Below are 16421 nucleotides of genomic sequence, written 5' to 3' on the forward strand. Positions count from 1 at the left end.
CCCCGGGCCTATCTTCCGGTCACCACCGCCGCGGACCGGCGGGCCGCTCCCACCGGTCCACCGGCCCCGGTTCGCCGTCCCCGCCGGCGGTCCGGGTCAGGTGCCGCAGCCGCAGCAGCAGCCCGACGCCGAGGAAGAGCAGCAGCCCGCCGAGCAGGAAGGCGGCCTGCGCCATCCCGAACTCGCCGGCCTGTGCGACCGGTCGACCGGCGGCCGGGGGCACCTCGGCCACCGGCTCCTCGGTCGGCTCGGCCTCCTCGCTCTCCTCGGCCGGCTCGCTGGGCCGCGCCGGCTGGCTGCTCTCCGGCGCCGGGGTGGCCGTGGCCTCCGGTCCCACCACCGACCGGGTCGCCGTCTGCCGGGCCAGCAGGCGCAGGTTCGCGTCGTACGCCTCGGCCGCCAGGGTGACCCGCCCCCGGGCGACGTCCTCGGCGAAGGCGAGCCGGTAACGGGCGGTCACCGTCCGGTTCGGGCAGAGCGTGCCCGGGTCCAGCTGCCGGTCGGTCAGCCGGGCCACGTCCCCCTCGGTACGGATCTCCAGCGGGAACGAGCCGGTCTCCTCGACCCGGTCCACCTTCACCTGGTCCAGCCGGATCCCGCGCACGCTGAGCACCATCGACCAGCGCACCTTGACGCAGCGCCCAGGGTCGGTGCGGGAGACCACCGCCGAGACAGTCTCCACCCGGTCGCCGGCGGTGAACTCGTCCGGCAGGCCACTCAACTCGGTGGCGAAAGCCGCCCGCGCGGGCGCGGCCGGGCCGAGCGCCATCCCGCCCAGGCAGGCCAGCACCACCCCGGCCCGTAGCGCGTACCGTCGCATCGTCACCGTTCCGCCCTCCCGGTCGCCTCCACCCGGCAACGCTAGGAGCCCGCCGGGCCAGGGACCAGACGGGTGTGTTCGCGCCGATCGCCAAGCGCGGGGGTGGTTATCACCGAGCGTGGTGAACCGGTCACCCCTCCCCCGCGACACGCCCGGAGCGGGCCACGGGAGAATCACCCGGTGTCCGAGCTTCCCGCCGCCTTCGTCCGACTGCACGCCCGCCTCGCGCCGGTCGCCTTCGTCCCCGAGGTGCGGCTGCACCAGGCGGACGAGCCGATCGGGCTCTGGGAACTGACCGAGGGCGAGTTCCGCAGCGCGCAGCCGCCGCCGTTCTGGGCCTTCGCCTGGGCCGGCGGGCAGGGGTTGGCCCGGTACGTCACCGACCATCCGGAGGTGGTCGCCGGGCGCCGGGTGCTCGACCTGGCCGCCGGCTCCGGCCTGGTGGCGATCGCCGCGGCCCGGGCCGGCGCCGCCGCCGTCCGCGCCGTCGAGGTCGACGAGCTGGCCGTCGCGGCGGTCGCGCTCAACGCCGAGGCCAACGGGGTACGCGTGGCCGCCGAACTCGGCGACGTCCTGGACGGTGACGCAGGGGACGCCGAGGTGGTGCTCGCCGGGGACGTCTTCTACAGCGAGGCGATGGCCAACCGGATGCTGCGCTTCCTGCTGCGGGCCGCCCGCTCCGGGGCGCGGGTGCTGGTCGGCGACCCGGGCCGGGCGTTCCTGCCCCGCGACCGCTTCGACGAGGTGGCCCGGTACGACGTGCCGGTGCCGGAGGCGCTGGAGAGCGTCCGGGTGAAGCGCACCACGGTGTGGCAGTTGCGGCCCGGCCGGCCGAGGGCCGCCGACTAACGTGTCGGCGTGCTGTTCCGCAGCTGGGCGCAGGCCGTCGACGCACCCTGGCCCGACGTGGCCCGGGTGGCCGACCACACCGGCGTCGAACACCTGGTGGTGACCCGGCACGCGTTGGTCCGCCGGGTGCTCACCGACCCCGGGACGTACCGGCCGGACAACGCCCTGGACGCGGTGACCCCGATGCCGGTGGCCGCGCTGCGGGTGCTCGCCGGGCACCGGTTCCGGCTGCCGCCGACGCTGGCCAACAACTCCACCGCCAGCCATCCGGGGATCCGGGCGATCGTCGCCGACGCGCTGCACCCGACCCGGGTCGCCGCCCAGCGGCCCTGGTTGACCGGGCTGGTCCGGGAGCGGGTCGGCGCGCTCGCCGCCGAGTTGAACGCCGGCGAACCGGTGGACCTCTACGCCCGGCTCGCCGCCGACCTGCCGCTGCTGGTGCTGGCCCGGCTGATGGAGCTGCCCGACGCGCCGGTCGGCGCGGTGAAGGAGTTCGCCCGCGCCGCGCTGGAGCTGTTCTGGGCGCCGCTGGACGCCGACCGGCAGCTGGCCCTCGCCACCGAGGTGGGCCGGTTCCACCGGGTGCTGCGGGAGTTCGCCGCCACCGGTGGCGGGCTCGCCGCCGACCTGCGGGCCGTCGGGCACCCGCCCGACCAGGTGGTGGGCGCGCTCTTCTTCCTGCTGGTCGCCGGCCAGGAGACCACCTCACAGTTCCTCACCCTGCTGCTGCACCGGCTGGCCGGCGAGCCGGCCGTGCTGGCCGCCCTGCGCTCCGGCGCCGTGCCGGTCGCCGACGTGGTCGAGGAGGGGCTGCGGCTGGAGCCGCCGATCGTCACCTGGCGCCGGGTGGCCGCGACGGACACCACGCTGGGCGGGACGGCGGTGCCGGCGGGCACCAGCATCGTGCTCTGGCTGGCCCGCGCCGGCCGGGACCCGGCCACCGTGGACGCGCCCGGCGAGTTCCGGCCCGGCCAGCGCGGGTCCCGCCGGCACCTGGCCTTCGGGGCGGGCGCGCACCGCTGCGTCGGCGACCAGTTGGCCCGGATGGAGGCGGCGGTGGTGGTCACCGAGGCGGCCCCGCTGCTGGCGGGCGCGACGGTGGTCCGGCCGCCGTGGTGCCCGGACAACCTCACCTTCCGGATGCCCGACGCCTTCGTCATCCGCCGCGACTGACGGGCCGGGCCAGTGCCATCCGTCAGCCGCCGCGCTGAACGGGCGGGCGATGCCTCACCGCTCCGGCGCCGGCTCGAGACCGAGGCGGGCGGGCAGCCCGGCCACCACCGCCGCCAGCCCGGGGGGCATGGGACGGCGGGTGACCAGGAAGAGGGTGAGCCGACCCGGCACCGGCACGGGCAGCACCCGCTCCGCCGGCTCGGCGTAGGCGACGCCCAGCCCACGGGGCAGGACGACCGGGGCCCGCAGCAGTCGGCCCATCCGCACCGCCGTCTCGGCGGTGGCAGCCGGGCGCGGTCGGGCGCCCAACTCCGAGAGCCGCCGGTGCAGCGTGTCGGTGGACATGTCGTAGGTGTAGACGACCACCTCGACCCCGGCGAACGGCCGGCGGCCGGTGCCGGGCTCCAGGTCCGGCGGGGCGAGGAGGGCCAGCCGGTCGTACGCCAGGGGCAGCGCGGTCACCGTGCCGGGCAACCGCATCTGGTTGGCGATCGCGACGAAGGCCGCGTCCAGCGACCCCTCGCCGACCCACTCGACCAACCGGTCGCCGTGGTCGGCGACCTGGTGCACCGTCGCCTCACCCAGCAGTTCCTGCAACGCGGGGAACAGCCACGGGGCGAGGCTGCCGAAGGTGCCGACGGTGAGGGCGCCCGCCCGCGCCGCCGCCCGGGTCCGGTCGAAGATCGCCTCGAGGTGCCCGAGGACGTGCGCCGCCTCCGCGGCCAGCGCCCGGCCGGCCGGCGTCGGCCGGGCCCCGGTGGTGTCCCGGTCGAAGAGCCGTTCGCCGATCCGCCGCTCCAGCGCCGCCAGCCGGTTGCTCGCGGCCGGCTGGCTGATCAGCAGTTCCCGCCCGGCCGCACCGAGCGAGCCGTGCCGCACGAGTGCCTCGACCAGTCGCAGATCCTCAACCGAGGGCACCGAGGTCATATCCCGAGGTTATGAGCTGCCGGGACGAAGTACCAGCTAGCCGGCGCTCCGGCCGGATTCGAGGATCTGTCCGTGACCTTCCGACGCGACATCGCCGCCATGCTGACCACGACGTTCCTCACCTGGCTGGGGCAGCGCACCACGGCCGTCGCGCTCCCCCTGGTCGCGCTCGCCGAGACCGGGTCCGCATGGACCACCGGTCTGGTCGGCGGGGCGGTCGGGCTGCCCATGCTCACCTCGGCCTGGTGGGCGCGTGGCCTGCGGCAGCGGCTGACCACCGGTCGCGCGCTCGCCGGTGTGCTCGCCGTCCAGGTGCTCGGCCTGCTGGTCGTCCCGGTCGGCGCCGCACTCGGCACGGTCGGCCCGCTCCAGCTGGTCACCGCCGGGCTGGTCAACGGCGTCGCCGCGACGCTCAGCGGGCCGGGCCAACGGGCGCTGCTCGCCGACATCTGTGACCGGCTCGGGCCCGGCGTCGCCGCCCGGATGCTCGCCTGGCAGGACTTCGCGCACCGCGCCACGATGATCCTCGCGCCGCCGCTGGCCGGCTGGGCGATCGCCGTCGGTGGCCCGTACCAGCTGCTCTGGGCGGAGGCGGCGGGCGTCGGCCTCGGCGCCGCCGCGCTGCTGACCGTGCGCGGCGCCGCAATCGGCACCACCGGCGGGACGAGCGACGCGCCGGCCCTCCGGCATGTGCTCGCCCGGCACCCGGAGATCCGCCGCGCGGTGACCATGTCCGGGGTCGGTGGCCTCGCCTGGTTCGCCTTCACCCTCGGGCTCGCCATCCTGGGCGCCGAGACCGGCCGGCCCGGGCTGCTCATCTCGGTCGGGATGACCGGTTACGGCGTGGGCTCGCTCGCCGGCGCGCTCCTCGCACCGGTGCTCGTACCGCGGCTGCCGGCGCTGGGCACGATGGCCACCGGCTGGGTCGTGCTCGGCGCGGCCTTCGCCGCCCTGCCCGCCGTCACCTCGTCGTACGCGCTGGTCGGCGCCCTGGCCGCCGCCGGCGGCCTGGCCATGCCGCTCGGCATCGGCGCGCTGAACCGGCTGATCAGCACCCGCACCGGCGGCCCGGAACGGCGGGCCGCGTTCGCCGCGGAGAGCCTGGTGCACGACGGGGCGGTGTCGGTCGGACTGCTCGCCGGCGGGGCGGTGATCGGCCTAGCCGGCGCGGGCCCGACGCTGGTGGTCGCCGGTGCCGCGCAGATCGCCGTCGCGCTCCTCGCCGGGCCCTGGCTGATCCCGATACGCCGTCACCGGCGCCCCGCGGCGCCGGCCCCCGCCCGGGCCGACCGTGACCGGGTGGCAGCACGTACCTGACGAAAGTGGGGGGCGGCCGGTGCCGTTCGGGCGCGGCGGCGGGCCGCGCCGCCCACCTAGCGTCGGCGCATGATCACATTACGTGGGTTGACCAAACGGTTCGGGGCCACCACCGCGGTCGACGACCTGACCGTCGACGTCGCGCCCGGGCGGGTCACCGGGTTCCTCGGCCCGAACGGGGCCGGCAAGTCCACCACCATGCGGATGGTCCTCGGTCTGGACCGGCCGACGGCCGGGCGGGCCCTGGTGAACGGCCGGGCCTACCGCGAGCTGCGGCGACCGCTGCGCGAGGTCGGCGCGCTGCTGGACGCCCGGGCCATCCACCCGGCCCGGTCCGGCCGGGCCCACCTGCTGGCCATGGCCCGCAGCAACGGCCTGCCCACCCGCCGGGTGGACGAGGTGCTCGGCACCGTCGGGCTGGACGCCCGCGCCGCCGCCAAGCCGGGCCGGACCCTCTCGCTCGGCATGGCGCAGCGGCTCGGCATCGCCGGCGCCCTGCTCGGCGACCCGCCGGTGCTGATGTTCGACGAGCCGGTCAACGGCCTCGACCCGGACGGGGTGCGCTGGGTCCGGCAGCTGATGCGCTCGCTGGCCGACGAGGGCCGGACGGTCTTCGTCTCCAGCCACCTGATGAGCGAGATGCAGCTCACCGCGGACCGGCTGGTGGTGATCGGCCGGGGTCGGCTGCTCGCCGACGCCCCGATCGACGAGGTGATCGCGGGCAGCGCGGTGGCGGTGCGGGTACGCAGCCCGCAACCGGCCGGCCTGGCCGCGCTCGCCGAGCGGCTCACCGCCACCGGGGCCACCGTCGAGCCGGCCGGCCCGGACGAGCTGACCGTCACCGGCGCCAGCGCGGACCGGATCGGCGACCTGGCGTACGAGCTGGGGGTCCGGCTGCACGAGCTGAGCCCGCACGGGGCCTCGCTGGAGCAGGCCTTCATGGAACTGACCGCCGGCAGCGTCGAGTACGCCGGCACCCCGACCGGAGGTACCGACCGATGAGCACGATCGCCGCCGAATGGACCAAGTTGTGGTCGGTTCGTTCCACCTGGTGGACGATGTTGGCCGGGGTGCTGGTCACCGCCGCGACCGCCGGCCAGCTCGCCATCTACGCCGCCAACGCGAACACCAACGACGACCCGGCCGACGACGCCGGCGTGGTGACCGTCGGCAGCATCGTGATCGGCTCGGTCGAGCTCACCCAGTACGCCGTGCTGGCGCTCGGTCTGCTCGTGATCACCAGCGAGTTCACCAGCGGCACCATCCGGACCACCCTGCAGTGCGCGCCGTCGCGCGGCCGGGTGCTGCTGGCGAAGGCCGCGGTGACCGGGGCGGTGACCTTCGCGCTCGGTCTGCTGCTGGGCGCGGTCGGGGTGGCGGTGGCCGGGCCGGTGCTGGGCCGCTGGGGCACCGCGCCGGCGGCGGACACCCTCGCCGACGTCGCGGCGGTGGCCACCTACCTGGCGCTGGTCGGCGTGCTGGCGCTCGGCCTGGCCGCGGCGCTGCGCAGCGCGGTGCTCACGCTGACCGTGCTGGTCGCCACCCTGATGATCGTGCCGCTGTCGTTGCAGGAACCGGACATCACGGTGCTCAACCGGATCGCCGACGCCTTCCCGGGGGTGGCCGGGGCGCACTTCCTGGCCGGCGACGGCGACCCCTACCCGGCGGCCGTCGGGCTGCTGCTGCTCACCGGCTGGGCGGCCGCCGCGCTCGCCCTGGGCCGGGTCGCGCTGCGCCGCCGGGACGCCTGACGTGCGCGGGCGGGGCGGGTCAGCCGGCCGGCTCGACCAGCCCCGCCTCGTACGCGAGGATCGCCGCCTGCACCCGGTTACGCACCTCCAGCCGGGTGAAGATGCTGGTCAGGTAGCTCTTCACGGTCCCCTCCACCAGGTGCAGCCGGCGGGCGATCTCGGCGTTGGACAGCCCCGCCCCGACCAGCGCCAGCACCTCCCGCTCCCGGTCGGTGAGCCCGGCCAGCCGGTCCCGGGCGGCCGGCCGCCGGGCCAGCCGCCCACCGCCCAGCTCGATCACCCGGCGGGCCACCCGCGGGGACAGGTACGCCCCGCCGTCGGCGACCGCCCGCACCCCGGCGATCAGCTCGCGCGGGTCCCCGGCCTTGAGCAGGAAGCCGCTCGCCCCGTGGCCGAGCGCCCGGGCGACGTGGTCGTCCTCGCCGAAGGTGGTGAGCATGACCGTGGCCGTCTGCGGGACCAGCCGGCGGATCTCGGCGGCGGCGCTGAGCCCGTCCAGCTTCGGCATCCGGATGTCCAGCAGCGCCACCCGGGGCCGGTGCGCCCGGACCAGCTCCACCGCCGCCCGGCCGTCACCGGCCTCGGCGACCACCTCGATGCCCGGGTCCGCGGCGAGGATGGCCCGGACGCCGGCCCGGATCATCGCCTCGTCGTCGGCGAGGACGATCCGGACCGGCTCGGTCCCGGTGGTGTCGGTGCTCATTGGTCGATCCGCTCCTTGCTGACCAGCCGGCCGTCGGCGAAGCAGAGCCGCCAGGTCGGCTGGGCCAACGGGAAGTTCCCGTCGGTGTAGTACTCGCACCCGGCCGGGTCGGTCCCGGCGGGTCGGTCGAGCTGCCGGCGGGGCAGCCCGGTCAGGTCCGCCCGGGCCGTGCCGACCCGCATCGCGTCGAAGGTGGCCCGGTCCAGGACCGTCCCGGCGGTCGCCACCGGGTAGTAGACGAGGGAGAGCACCAGGGCGAGGCCGGCCGGCGCCCCGAGGGCCGCCAACAGGCTGCGCCGGACCCGTCGGCGGGCGTCGCGCAGCCGCCGCTCCGCCTCGGCCGGCCGCTCGGTCCGGCCGGGCCGGTCGCCATCGGGCGGGAGCGCGGCTCCGCGACCTGCCGACCCGGGCGCCGGGTCCGCCGAGCCCGGGTGCGCCGGCGCCGGCTCGTCCGCCGGCCCGGTCGGGTCGGCCGGCGGCGGACCGGTGACCGGCAGCCGGACGCGCACGGCGAAGCCGCCGTCGGCCAGCGGTCCGGCGTCGAGGGATCCGCCGGCCAGGCGTACCCGCTCGGCCAGCGCGAGCAGCCCGCTGCCGTGTGACGGTGGGCCGGGCAGCGGGCCGGCCGGCGGTGGCGCGTTGACCACGGCCACCTCGACCCGGTCGCCGGCCCGGGCGAGGCGCACCTCGACCGCGGCGCCCGGGGCGTACCGGGCCGCGTTGGTCAGCGCCTCTCGGACCACCCGGTGTGCGGTGTGCCCGACCCGCGCCGGCAGCTCGGCCGTGTCCGGCGTCGCCGCCAGCCGGACCGCCATGCCCGCCTCCCGGGCGCCGTCGACCAGGTCCGCGACGCTCTCCCCGGCCGGCCGGGTGGTGCTCGCGCCGCCGTCCTCCCGGAGCAGCCCGATGATCTCGTGCAGCCGTTCGGTGGCGGTGGCGACGCTGGCCCGCAGCTCCCCGGCGGCGGCCCGGTGCCGCGGGTCGAGGTCCGCCGCGACCTCCAGGGCGGCCGCGCGAAGGGCGATCAGGCTGAGGTCGTGGCCCAGCGAGTCGTGCATCTCCTGGGCGATGCGGGCCCGTTCGCGCAGCCGGATCCGCTCGGCGGCGCCGCGCTCCTCCCGGGCCAGCGCGTCGGCGTGCCGGTGGCCGGCCTCGGTCAGCTCGTGCTGCTGCCGCCGGTACCGGCCGACCAGCCAGGGGAACACCCCGGCGAAGAGCAGCACCGAGGCGAGCAGGAACCAGGTCGCCGCCCCGGTGCCGAGCAGCCCCAGGTTCAGCGCGGTGCCGCCCGCCGCGATCAGGGCGAAGACCACGGCGGCGGGGCCGGCGGTGGCGCTGCGTCGACCGACCAGGTAGCTGAAGACCGGGATGGCGAAGACGAAGTTGCCGTCCAGCAGCGAGCCGAGCACCACCAGCACCAGCGCGGCCAGCGGCGCCCGCCGGCCGGCCGCGACCGCCGTGCCGAGCAGCAGCAGCGACCCGACCAACGTCGCCACGCCGTAGCGGTGGTACGGCGGCGTGACCCCGGCGTAGCCGACCGGCGTCGCGACCACGGCCCAGAGCAGCACGTCCGCGACGATCCGCCGCCGCCGGGCGTCCGCCGGCGCCCCGGCGCCCGGCCACCGGCCCTGCCCCCACATCCGCACGGCGGCCAGGCTACCCACGCCGGACCTGCCCGGACACAGACGAAAGTCAGGTGTTCAGCTGATCTCCTCGGCCCAGGCCCGCCAGTCGTCGAGCACCCCGTAGAGCGCCGGGGTGAGCCAGCCGGACGCGGACCGCCGGAACACCCCCGGGTCCATCGCGCCGGCGCCGGCCGGCACCGCGCCGAGCAGGTTCGGCACCAGGTCGGTGAGGTTGGCCCAGTGCACCAGCTCCGGCTCGGCGGGCCAGGCGCCGATGACCACCCCGGCCGGCACCGCCCGGCGGTCCAGCGCCTCCAGGGTGAGCGCGGTGTGGTTGAGCGTGCCCAGGCCGGCCCGGGCCACCACCACCGCCGGGGCGCCCAACGAGACGGCCAGGTCGGCCACCGTCCACGGCTCGCCCGACGGGCGCAGCCCCATCGGCACCAGCAGCCCGCCGGCGCCCTCGACCAGCACCAGGTCGTGCTTGTCGGCCTCCTCGCGGACCGCGTCGACGGCGGTGTAGAGCTCCAGCGGCTCCAGCTCGGCCACCCGGGCCGCGGCCAGCGGGGCGAGCGGGTCGGGGAAGCTGGCCAGGGTCCGGCCGGTCAGCGGGGCGGCCAGCCGGGTCACCTGGTCGACGTCGCCGGGCTCGCCGGTGGCCGTACCGGTCTGGCCGGGCTTGACCACCGCGACCCGCAGCCCGGCCGCCTGCGCGGCGGCGGCGATCGCCGCGGTGACCACGGTCTTGCCGACCTCGGTGTCGGTGCCGGTGACCAGCACCGGCCCCCGCCACGGCTGGGTCATGGCGCACACTCCACGACGACCTCCAGGGCCCGCTCGAAGTCCGCCCGGGGCACCCCGGCGCCGATGGTGAGCCGCAGCCGGGAGCGGCTGTCCGGGGTGGACGGCGGGCGGAAGCAACCGACCGCGACGCCGCGGTCACGGCAGTCGGCCGCCCAGGCGGTGGCGGCCTCCGGGCCGGGGGCGGTCACCGAGACGACCGCCGCGTCCGGGGCGGAGACGTGCAGCCCGGCGGCGCGCAGCCGGCGCACCGCGAGCGCGGCCCGCTCGGCGATCTCGGCGCGCAGCCCGTCGCCCGACCGGGCCCGCGTGACGGCGGCGTGCACGCCGGCGGCGACCGCCGGGGGCAGCGCGGTGTCGAAGATGAAGGTGCGCCCGGTCTCCACCAGGTGCCGGACGAACTCGGCCGGGCCGGCGACCACCCCGCCGGCGCCGCCGAGGGCCTTGGACAGGGTGGCGGTGACCACCACGTCCGGCTCCCCGCGGAGCCCGGCGGCGGCCACGCCGCCGGCCCCGGCCGGGCCGATCACCCCGAGCGCGTGCGCGTCGTCGACCAGCAGCAGCGCACCGTGCCGGCGGGCGACCGCGTGCAGCCGGGCCAGCGGGGCGAGGTCACCGTCGACGGAGAAGACCGACTCGGTGACCACCACCGCCGGTCGGCCGGGCGCGGCGGCCAGCGCCGCGGCCACCGCGGCGACGTCGTTGTGCGGGGTCACCACGGTCTCCGCGCCGGAGATCCGGCAGCCGTCGATCAGGGACGCGTGGTTGTGGGCGTCGGAGACGAGCAGCGTACGGGGTTGCACGAGCGCCCGGACCGCGCCGAGGTTGGCCAGGTAGCCGGAGGAGAAGACCAGGGCCCGGTCGGTGCCGAGCCAGTCGGCGAGGGAGTCCTCCAGCGCGTGGTGGGCGTCGGTGGACCCGCGCACCAGCCGTGACCCGGTGGCCCCCAGCCCGTACGCCGCCAGCGCCCGCCCGGCCGCGGCGGTGACCTCGGGGTGCGTCGCCAGGCCGAGGTAGTCGTTGCCGGCCAGGTCGACCACGGCGTCGTCGGCCGCCCGGGGCCGCAGCCGGCGGGTCAGCCCCGCCTTCGCCCGCAACTCGGCACGGCGGTGCAGCGCTGCCAGCCAGTCCGCCACGTCACCCCCACACCGCCGGTCGCGGCCGCCGTCGGAGCACGGCCGCCGGGCGAAATTACCATCCGTGACCCGCGGCCCGGCGCGTCCACCCCGGGCGCCATCGGCCCGGTCACGCCCCGGCCGCGCGGCCATTTCTCCCGACCGGGGGCCTTGTAGGGTACGAGCCATGCCAGAGATCCTCGACCAGGCCCGTACGCAGGTGCTGGAGAACGGCGTCGGCCTCGACGAGGCCGGTGTCCTCGCCGTGCTGAACCTGCCCGACGAGCACCTGCCCGCCGCCCTCCAGCTCGCCCACGACGTGCGGATGCGCTGGTGCGGCCCGGAGGTGGAGGTCGAGGGGATCGTCTCGCTGAAGACCGGCGGCTGCCCGGAGGACTGCCACTTCTGCTCCCAGTCCGGCCTGTTCACCTCGCCGGTGCGCTCGGTCTGGCTGGACATCCCGTCGCTGGTCGAGGCGGCGAAGCAGACCGCGGCGACCGGGGCCACCGAATTCTGCATCGTGGCCGCCGTGCGCGGCCCGGACGCCCGGCTGATGAAGCAGATGCGCGAGGGCGTCGCCGCGATCAAGGCCGAGGTCGACATCCAGGTCGCCGCCTCGCTCGGCATGCTCACCCAGGAGCAGGTCGACGAGCTGGTCGACATGGGCGTGCACCGCTACAACCACAACCTGGAGACCTGCCGCTCCTACTTCCCGAACGTGGTCACCACGCACTCGTGGGAGGAGCGCTGGGAAACGCTGCGGATGGTCCGCGAATCCGGCATGGAAGTGTGCTGCGGCGGCATCCTGGGCCTGGGCGAGACGGTGGAGCAGCGCGCCGAGTTCGCCGCGCAGCTCGCCGAGCTGGACCCGCACGAGGTGCCCCTGAACTTCCTCAACCCGCGGCCGGGCACCCCGCTGGGCGACCGGCCGGTGGTCGAGGGCAAGGACGCGCTGCGGGCCATCGCCGCGTTCCGGCTGGCCATGCCGCGCACCATCCTCCGGTACGCGGGCGGCCGGGAGATCACCCTGGGCGACCTGGGCACCCGCGACGGTCTGCTCGGCGGCATCAACGCGGTGATCGTCGGCAACTACCTGACCACCCTGGGCCGGCCGGCCACCGAGGACCTGGCGCTGCTCGACGACCTGAAGATGCCGGTCAAGGCGCTCTCCGCGACGCTGTGAGGGGTTGACGGTGACGGACGCTGCGGGGCTGGCGGTGACCGGTGGCACGGCACCGGCCTGGTGCGACCGCTGCGGCGATTCCGCGGCGGCCGGACCGCACGACGCCTGCGCGGCGGCGCGCGCCCTGGAGCCGCCCCGGTTCTGCGCGCGCTGCCGCCGCCGGATGAAGGTGCAGGTGCTGCCGGTGGGCTGGTCGGCGGTCTGCGTCGAGCACGGCGAGATCCGCGGCTGAGGCCCCCGGTGGCGCCCGCTTCCCTCGTCGCCGGCGGGCCGTGCCCGCTGCGCCGGGCCCGATGGCGCCGGTGACCGGGGAACTGCGCGGGCGGGCGGTGACGCTGCGGCCGGCCACCGCGGCGGACGTGCCGGCGCTCGCGGCGATCCGGGCCACCCCGCAGGTGCGCCGCTGGTGGCGCGGCGGCGACGACCTGGCCGCGGCCGTCCGCGCCGACCTCGCCGACGACGACCTGGCGGTGTACGCGGTGGAGCACGGCGGCCGGGTGGTCGGCGCCATCCAGTGGTACGCCGAGGACGACCCGGACTACCGGCACGCCAGCATCGACATCTTCCTCGACCCGGCGGTGCGGGGCGGTGGGCTCGGCGGGGACGCGATCCGCACCCTGGTCCGGCACCTGATCGACGCGCACGGCCACCACCGGTTCACCATCGACCCGGCGGCGGCGAACACGGCGGCCGTCCGCGCGTACGCCAAGGTCGGATTCCGCCCGGTCGGGGTGCTGCGCCGCTACGAGCGCGGCGAGGACGGGCGCTGGCACGACGGCCTGCTGATGGACCTACTCGCCGACGAACTGGTCGACTGACCCCAGTCCGGCACGTTCCGGGCAGCCCGTCCCATGTCCCGATCCGAGGGTCACCTGTCCGTCCGGCCGGCCATCGGCCACCGGCTCCCCCCGGTTCCACCTGATCAGCGGGTCAACGAGCCCGCCGACCAAGGAGGAACCAACCCATGTCCCGATCCCTGCGATGGCGTGACCCGCTGATCGCGCTCGGTCTGGCGGCCGGGCCGGTCGTCGCGCTCGGCTTCACCCGGTTCGCGTACGCCCTGTTGCTGCCGGCGATGGGCGGCGACCTGCACTGGACGTACGCCCAGGCCGGCGGATTGAACACGGCGAACGCCGCCGGCTACGTGATCGGCGCCGGGACAGCGGTGTTCTGGGCCCGGCGGTTCGGTGACCGGGCGGCCTTCCTCGGCACCCTGGCGGTGAGCGCGCTCGTCCTGCTGCTGACCGGGTTCACCGCGAACTACCCGGCGCTGAGCCTGCTGCGGTTCGTCGGTGGCGTCGCCACGGCCGTCGCCTTCGTCCTCGGCTCCGCGCTGGCCGCCCGGATCGCCCACGGCGCCGGGCAGCGGCGGGCGGCCCTGCTCGTCGCCCTCTACATGGCCGGGGTCGGCGTCGGCGTGGTGCTCTCCGGGGTCCTCGTGCCGGCGGTGCTCGCCGGCGCCGGCGACGCCGGCTGGCGGGCGGGCTGGCTGGTGCTCGGGGCGATGGCGGTGCTCGCGGTCGGCCCGGCGCTGATGGCCGTCCGGCGGGTGCCGCCGGCCACCGAGACGCCCACCACCCGTCTGCCCCGGGCGGCACTGGCCCGGCTCGCGCCGACCTTCGCCTGGTACGTCCTGTTCGGCGCCGGCTACGTCAGCTACATGACCTTCGTGATCGCGCTGCTCCGGGAGCAGGGGCTGGGCACCACCGGCACCGCTACCTTCTTCGTGGTCCTCGGCCTGGCCTCGGTGCTCGCCACGCTCACCGTCTGGGGCCGGGTGATCGGCCGGCTGCCGGGTGGCCGGGCGCCGGCACTGGTCTCCCTGCTCGTGCTGCTGGGCGTCCTGCCGCTGCTGCTGCTACCGGCCGGCCTGCCCGCGGCCCTGGTCTCGGCGGCCGTCTTCGGCAGCTCGTTCATGGCCGGTCCGACGGCGGCGACGGTGCTGGCCCGCCGGGCCCTGCCACCGGCCGGCTGGACCGCCGGCATCGCGCTGCTCACCGTGGCCTTCTCGGTGGGCCAGGCGATCGGCCCGCTGCTCTCCGGTGCGCTCTCCGACTCCGGCGGTGTCGCCGTCGGGCTGTGGCTGTCGGTCGGGCTGCTCGCCGCCGCCGCCCTGGTAGTGCTGCGCCAGCGCGCGGACCACCCGGCACACCTTCCGGAAACCCCCCGACCGGCGCCGAGCGGCGCCTGCTGAAAGGACGACACCATGTATCGACACATCCTGGCCGCAGTGGATGCGACCCCCGTCTCCGAGCGGGTCCTGGACGCGGCGACCGCACTCGCGACCGCATTCGGCGCCACCGTGCACGTCGTGCACGTCGACGAGTCCGAGGCGGTCTACGACCAGGTCGTCGACCTCGAGGACGACACGCTGGGCCGCGAGCGGGTGGCCGGGGCGGTGGACCGGCTACGCGCTTCCGGCGTCGCGGCCACGAGCGCGGTCGTCGACGGGCTCGACACCGACGTGCCCGCGCTGATCCTGGACGCCGCCCACGCCCAGGGCGCGAACCTGATCATCCTCGGCCCGCATCACCGTGCCGGGCTGGCCCGGTTGCTGGAACCCAACGTCAGCGACCTCGTCGGCCGGCGCGCCGACGTGGCGCTGCTGCTGGTGCGCTGAGCCGATGCCGGTGGTGCGGAACCGCTCCCGGTAGGCACCCGGCGTCACCCCCAGGTCCCGCACGAACGCCCGCCGCATCGTCTCCGGTGACCCGAAGCCGGTGCGGCGGGCGACCACGTCGAGGGTGTCCCCTCCGCTCTCGAGCATCGCCCGAGCGGCTTCCACCCGGATCCGCTCGACGTACGCGGCGGCGGTGGTGCCGAGTTCGGTGCGGAAGAGCCGGCTCAGGTGCCGGACGCTCACCCCGGCGAGCGCGGCCATCGACGACAGGTCGTGGCTGGCGGCCGGGTCGGCGGCAACGGCGTCGAGCACCCGGCGCAACGTCTCCTCGCGGGTGGCCGCGGCGCTGGTGCGGACGCTGAACTGGGACTGGCCACCGGGGCGCTGCATGAAGACCACCAGGTGGCGGGAGACCGCCCGGGCGGTCTCCGGGCCGAGGTCCGCCTCGACCAACGCCAGGGTCAGGTCGATGCCGGCGCTGATCCCGGCCGAGGTGATGACCCGACCGTCGGTGATGAAGATCGGGTCGGCGTCGACGGTGACCGCCGGGAAGTGCGCCGCGAGGTCGCCGGCGAGGTCCCAGTGTGTGGTCACCCGGCGGCCGTCGAGCAGACCGGCGGCCGCGAGAGCGAACGCCCCGGCACAGACCGAGGCGGTCCGGTCCGACCCGGCGGCGAGCCGGCGGATCTGGTCCAGCAGGGGCTGGTCAGCGGCGGCCGCCTGCCAGTCCGGCGCCCCCGGCACGACCAGCGTGCCCACCGGCGCGGCGACGTCGGGCAGCGCCAGATCGGCGCCGAGGCGGGCGCCGGCGCTGCTCACCACGTCCCGGCCGTCCGGCGAGGCCAGCACCGGGTGGTACGCCCCGCCGTGCTCGTTGGCGACGGTGAGCACCTCCAGCGGCCCGGTGACGTCGAGCAGCCGCACCCCGTCGTAGACGACGAAGACCACGGTGTGGCGCCGGTCGGGAGCTGTCACGGCTCGACCCTAGTCAGCCGCCGAGGTCTCCGAGCCGTCCCAGACGAGATCGTGGTCGCGGTCCCGGCGGGCGCCGGCGGCCGGCCGGTGCGCGGCGAGCCGGCCGTCCGGCATCAGGTGGTTCACCGGCACATCGTGGCCGAGCACCGCGACGTCGGCGATCAACCGCCGGTGGCACCGCCACCAGACGCTCTCGCTGCACATCACCGCCGTGGTCCGGGCCGCCGCGTCGGCGAGCACCGCGTCGAGCGCCGCCCGGAAGTCGGGGGTACGGGTGTACGCCGCGTACGCCCGGAACGCCGCCACGGTCCACCAGGTGTCCGGCTCCGGCGTGCCGGCCGGGGTGTGCCGCCGTCCGCCGAGGCGCGGCTCCCAGCGGTAGTCGACCCCGGCCGGCGGCAGCCAGCGTGCCAGTTCCTCCCGACGGACGTCGGGGTTGGCGCGGCTGGCGGGAAACCGCCGCACGTCGACGACCAGCTCGATCCCCGCCCCGGTCAGCAGCTCCGCCAGCCGCGCCCGGTCGGCCGGCCCGTGCCCGACAGTCACCACGCGCTCCACCACC

At 76.6% G+C, this 16421-nt stretch carries 17 protein-coding genes and 1 pseudogene; 10 read left to right on the forward strand and 8 right to left on the reverse strand.

From position 1 onward, the window contains the following. Positions 1 to 19: 19 nt before the first annotated feature. On the reverse strand, positions 20 to 820 hold the full coding sequence (locus tag ACVCAH_RS07805; RefSeq protein ID WP_447135602.1) for a hypothetical protein: 801 nt from the start codon (positions 818 to 820) through the stop codon (positions 20 to 22). A 180-nt stretch (positions 821 to 1000) separates the two neighbouring features. Between ACVCAH_RS07805 and ACVCAH_RS07810 the strand changes: the two genes are divergently transcribed. Together ACVCAH_RS07810 and ACVCAH_RS07815 are read left to right on the forward strand one after the other, a co-directional pair. Then, positions 1001 to 1669, forward strand: coding sequence for a class I SAM-dependent methyltransferase (locus tag ACVCAH_RS07810; RefSeq protein ID WP_447135371.1), 669 nt, complete (start codon positions 1001 to 1003; stop codon positions 1667 to 1669). A 9-nt stretch (positions 1670 to 1678) separates the two neighbouring features. Continuing rightward, positions 1679 to 2842, forward strand: a complete 1164-nt coding sequence (locus tag ACVCAH_RS07815; protein ID WP_447135372.1) for a cytochrome P450 — start codon at positions 1679 to 1681, stop codon at positions 2840 to 2842. A gap of 54 nt (positions 2843 to 2896) precedes the next feature. Here the strand turns inward: ACVCAH_RS07815 and ACVCAH_RS07820 are convergent, their stop codons facing one another. Continuing rightward, positions 2897 to 3769: a LysR family transcriptional regulator gene (locus ACVCAH_RS07820; protein ID WP_447135373.1), complete on the reverse strand. Its 873-nt coding sequence runs from the start codon at positions 3767 to 3769 to the stop codon at positions 2897 to 2899. 72 nt (positions 3770 to 3841) lie between these two features. On the opposite strand from ACVCAH_RS07820, the gene ACVCAH_RS07825 reads away from it, so the two are divergent. The 3 genes from ACVCAH_RS07825 (at position 3842) to ACVCAH_RS07835 (ending at position 6837) form a co-directional block, all read left to right on the forward strand. Continuing rightward, positions 3842 to 5086: an MFS transporter gene (locus ACVCAH_RS07825; protein WP_447135374.1), complete on the forward strand. Its 1245-nt coding sequence runs from the start codon at positions 3842 to 3844 to the stop codon at positions 5084 to 5086. Positions 5087 to 5155: 69 nt separating this feature from the next. Then, positions 5156 to 6088 carry an ATP-binding cassette domain-containing protein gene (locus ACVCAH_RS07830; protein ID WP_447135375.1) on the forward strand — a complete coding sequence of 311 codons (933 nt, stop codon included), beginning with the start codon at positions 5156 to 5158 and terminating at the stop codon, positions 6086 to 6088. Next, positions 6085 to 6837, forward strand: coding sequence for an ABC transporter permease subunit (locus tag ACVCAH_RS07835; RefSeq protein ID WP_447135376.1), 753 nt, complete (start codon positions 6085 to 6087; stop codon positions 6835 to 6837). Before ACVCAH_RS07830 ends, ACVCAH_RS07835 begins: the two co-directional genes overlap by 4 nt. A 19-nt stretch (positions 6838 to 6856) precedes the next feature. On the opposite strand, the gene ACVCAH_RS07840 is transcribed toward ACVCAH_RS07835, so the two are convergent. From ACVCAH_RS07840 to ACVCAH_RS07855, 4 genes are read right to left on the reverse strand one after another with little or no spacing between them, the layout of a single operon-like run. Continuing rightward, positions 6857 to 7540 (reverse strand): response regulator, encoded by a 684-nt coding sequence (locus tag ACVCAH_RS07840; RefSeq protein WP_447135377.1) that lies wholly within the window; start codon positions 7538 to 7540, stop codon positions 6857 to 6859. Then, entirely contained in the window at positions 7537 to 9180 is a 1644-nt protein-coding gene (locus tag ACVCAH_RS07845; RefSeq protein WP_447135603.1) for a sensor histidine kinase, read from the reverse strand. Before ACVCAH_RS07845 ends, ACVCAH_RS07840 begins: the two co-directional genes overlap by 4 nt. A gap of 60 nt (positions 9181 to 9240) precedes the next feature. Then, positions 9241 to 9969, reverse strand: coding sequence for a dethiobiotin synthase (gene bioD, locus ACVCAH_RS07850; protein ID WP_447135378.1), 729 nt, complete (start codon positions 9967 to 9969; stop codon positions 9241 to 9243). Beyond that, positions 9966 to 11102 (reverse strand): 8-amino-7-oxononanoate synthase, encoded by a 1137-nt coding sequence (locus ACVCAH_RS07855; protein ID WP_447135379.1) that lies wholly within the window; start codon positions 11100 to 11102, stop codon positions 9966 to 9968. Before ACVCAH_RS07855 ends, bioD begins: the two co-directional genes overlap by 4 nt. 166 nt (positions 11103 to 11268) lie before the next feature. Between ACVCAH_RS07855 and bioB the strand changes: the two genes are divergently transcribed. The 5 genes from bioB to ACVCAH_RS07880 all read left to right on the forward strand — a co-directional run bounded on the left by bioB (position 11269) and on the right by ACVCAH_RS07880 (position 14884). Next, positions 11269 to 12264 carry a biotin synthase BioB gene (gene bioB / locus ACVCAH_RS07860; RefSeq protein WP_447135380.1) on the forward strand — a complete coding sequence of 332 codons (996 nt, stop codon included), beginning with the start codon at positions 11269 to 11271 and terminating at the stop codon, positions 12262 to 12264. 10 nt (positions 12265 to 12274) lie between these two features. Beyond that, positions 12275 to 12496, forward strand: coding sequence for a biotin synthase auxiliary protein BsaP (bsaP, locus tag ACVCAH_RS07865; protein ID WP_447135381.1), 222 nt, complete (start codon positions 12275 to 12277; stop codon positions 12494 to 12496). A 61-nt stretch (positions 12497 to 12557) separates the two neighbouring features. Further along, positions 12558 to 13082, forward strand: coding sequence for a GNAT family N-acetyltransferase (locus ACVCAH_RS07870; protein ID WP_447135382.1), 525 nt, complete (start codon positions 12558 to 12560; stop codon positions 13080 to 13082). A 146-nt stretch (positions 13083 to 13228) separates the two neighbouring features. After that, positions 13229 to 14458 carry a YbfB/YjiJ family MFS transporter gene (locus tag ACVCAH_RS07875; RefSeq protein ID WP_447135383.1) on the forward strand — a complete coding sequence of 410 codons (1230 nt, stop codon included), beginning with the start codon at positions 13229 to 13231 and terminating at the stop codon, positions 14456 to 14458. Between the two features lie 12 nt (positions 14459 to 14470). Then, the gene (locus tag ACVCAH_RS07880; protein WP_447135384.1) at positions 14471 to 14884 is read left to right on the forward strand and encodes a universal stress protein; all 414 of its coding nucleotides are present in this window, start codon (positions 14471 to 14473) and stop codon (positions 14882 to 14884) included. A 33-nt stretch (positions 14885 to 14917) separates the two neighbouring features. On the opposite strand, the pseudogene ACVCAH_RS07885 reads toward ACVCAH_RS07880, so the two are convergent. Both ACVCAH_RS07885 and ACVCAH_RS07890 read right to left on the reverse strand, forming a co-directional pair. Beyond that, a pseudogene (locus ACVCAH_RS07885) lies at positions 14918 to 15859 on the reverse strand (GlxA family transcriptional regulator); the annotation flags it as partial. 9 nt (positions 15860 to 15868) lie between these two features. Further along, on the reverse strand, positions 15869 to 16417 hold the full coding sequence (locus ACVCAH_RS07890; RefSeq protein WP_447135385.1) for a DUF488 domain-containing protein: 549 nt from the start codon (positions 16415 to 16417) through the stop codon (positions 15869 to 15871). Between the last annotated feature and the right edge of the window lie 4 nt (positions 16418 to 16421).

It is taken from the genome of Micromonospora sp. LZ34 (assembly GCF_052981855.1).

Bases quoted from the DNA above. Each gene is read 5' to 3' on its own strand.
- ACVCAH_RS07805 (WP_447135602.1), bottom strand. From the start codon at position 820: ATGCGACGGTACGCGCTACGGGCCGGGGTGGTGCTGGCCTGCCTGGGC.
- ACVCAH_RS07820 (WP_447135373.1), bottom strand. From the start codon at position 3,769: ATGACCTCGGTGCCCTCGGTTGAGGATCTGCGACTGGTCGAGGCACTC.
- ACVCAH_RS07830 (WP_447135375.1), top strand. From the start codon at position 5,156: ATGATCACATTACGTGGGTTGACCAAACGGTTCGGGGCCACCACCGCG.
- ACVCAH_RS07835 (WP_447135376.1), top strand. From the start codon at position 6,085: ATGAGCACGATCGCCGCCGAATGGACCAAGTTGTGGTCGGTTCGTTCC.
- ACVCAH_RS07840 (WP_447135377.1), bottom strand. From the start codon at position 7,540: ATGAGCACCGACACCACCGGGACCGAGCCGGTCCGGATCGTCCTCGCC.
- ACVCAH_RS07845 (WP_447135603.1), bottom strand. From the start codon at position 9,180: ATGTGGGGGCAGGGCCGGTGGCCGGGCGCCGGGGCGCCGGCGGACGCC.
- bioD (WP_447135378.1), bottom strand. From the start codon at position 9,969: ATGACCCAGCCGTGGCGGGGGCCGGTGCTGGTCACCGGCACCGACACC.
- bioB (WP_447135380.1), top strand. From the start codon at position 11,269: ATGCCAGAGATCCTCGACCAGGCCCGTACGCAGGTGCTGGAGAACGGC.
- ACVCAH_RS07870 (WP_447135382.1), top strand. From the start codon at position 12,558: ATGGCGCCGGTGACCGGGGAACTGCGCGGGCGGGCGGTGACGCTGCGG.
- ACVCAH_RS07875 (WP_447135383.1), top strand. From the start codon at position 13,229: ATGTCCCGATCCCTGCGATGGCGTGACCCGCTGATCGCGCTCGGTCTG.
- ACVCAH_RS07880 (WP_447135384.1), top strand. From the start codon at position 14,471: ATGTATCGACACATCCTGGCCGCAGTGGATGCGACCCCCGTCTCCGAG.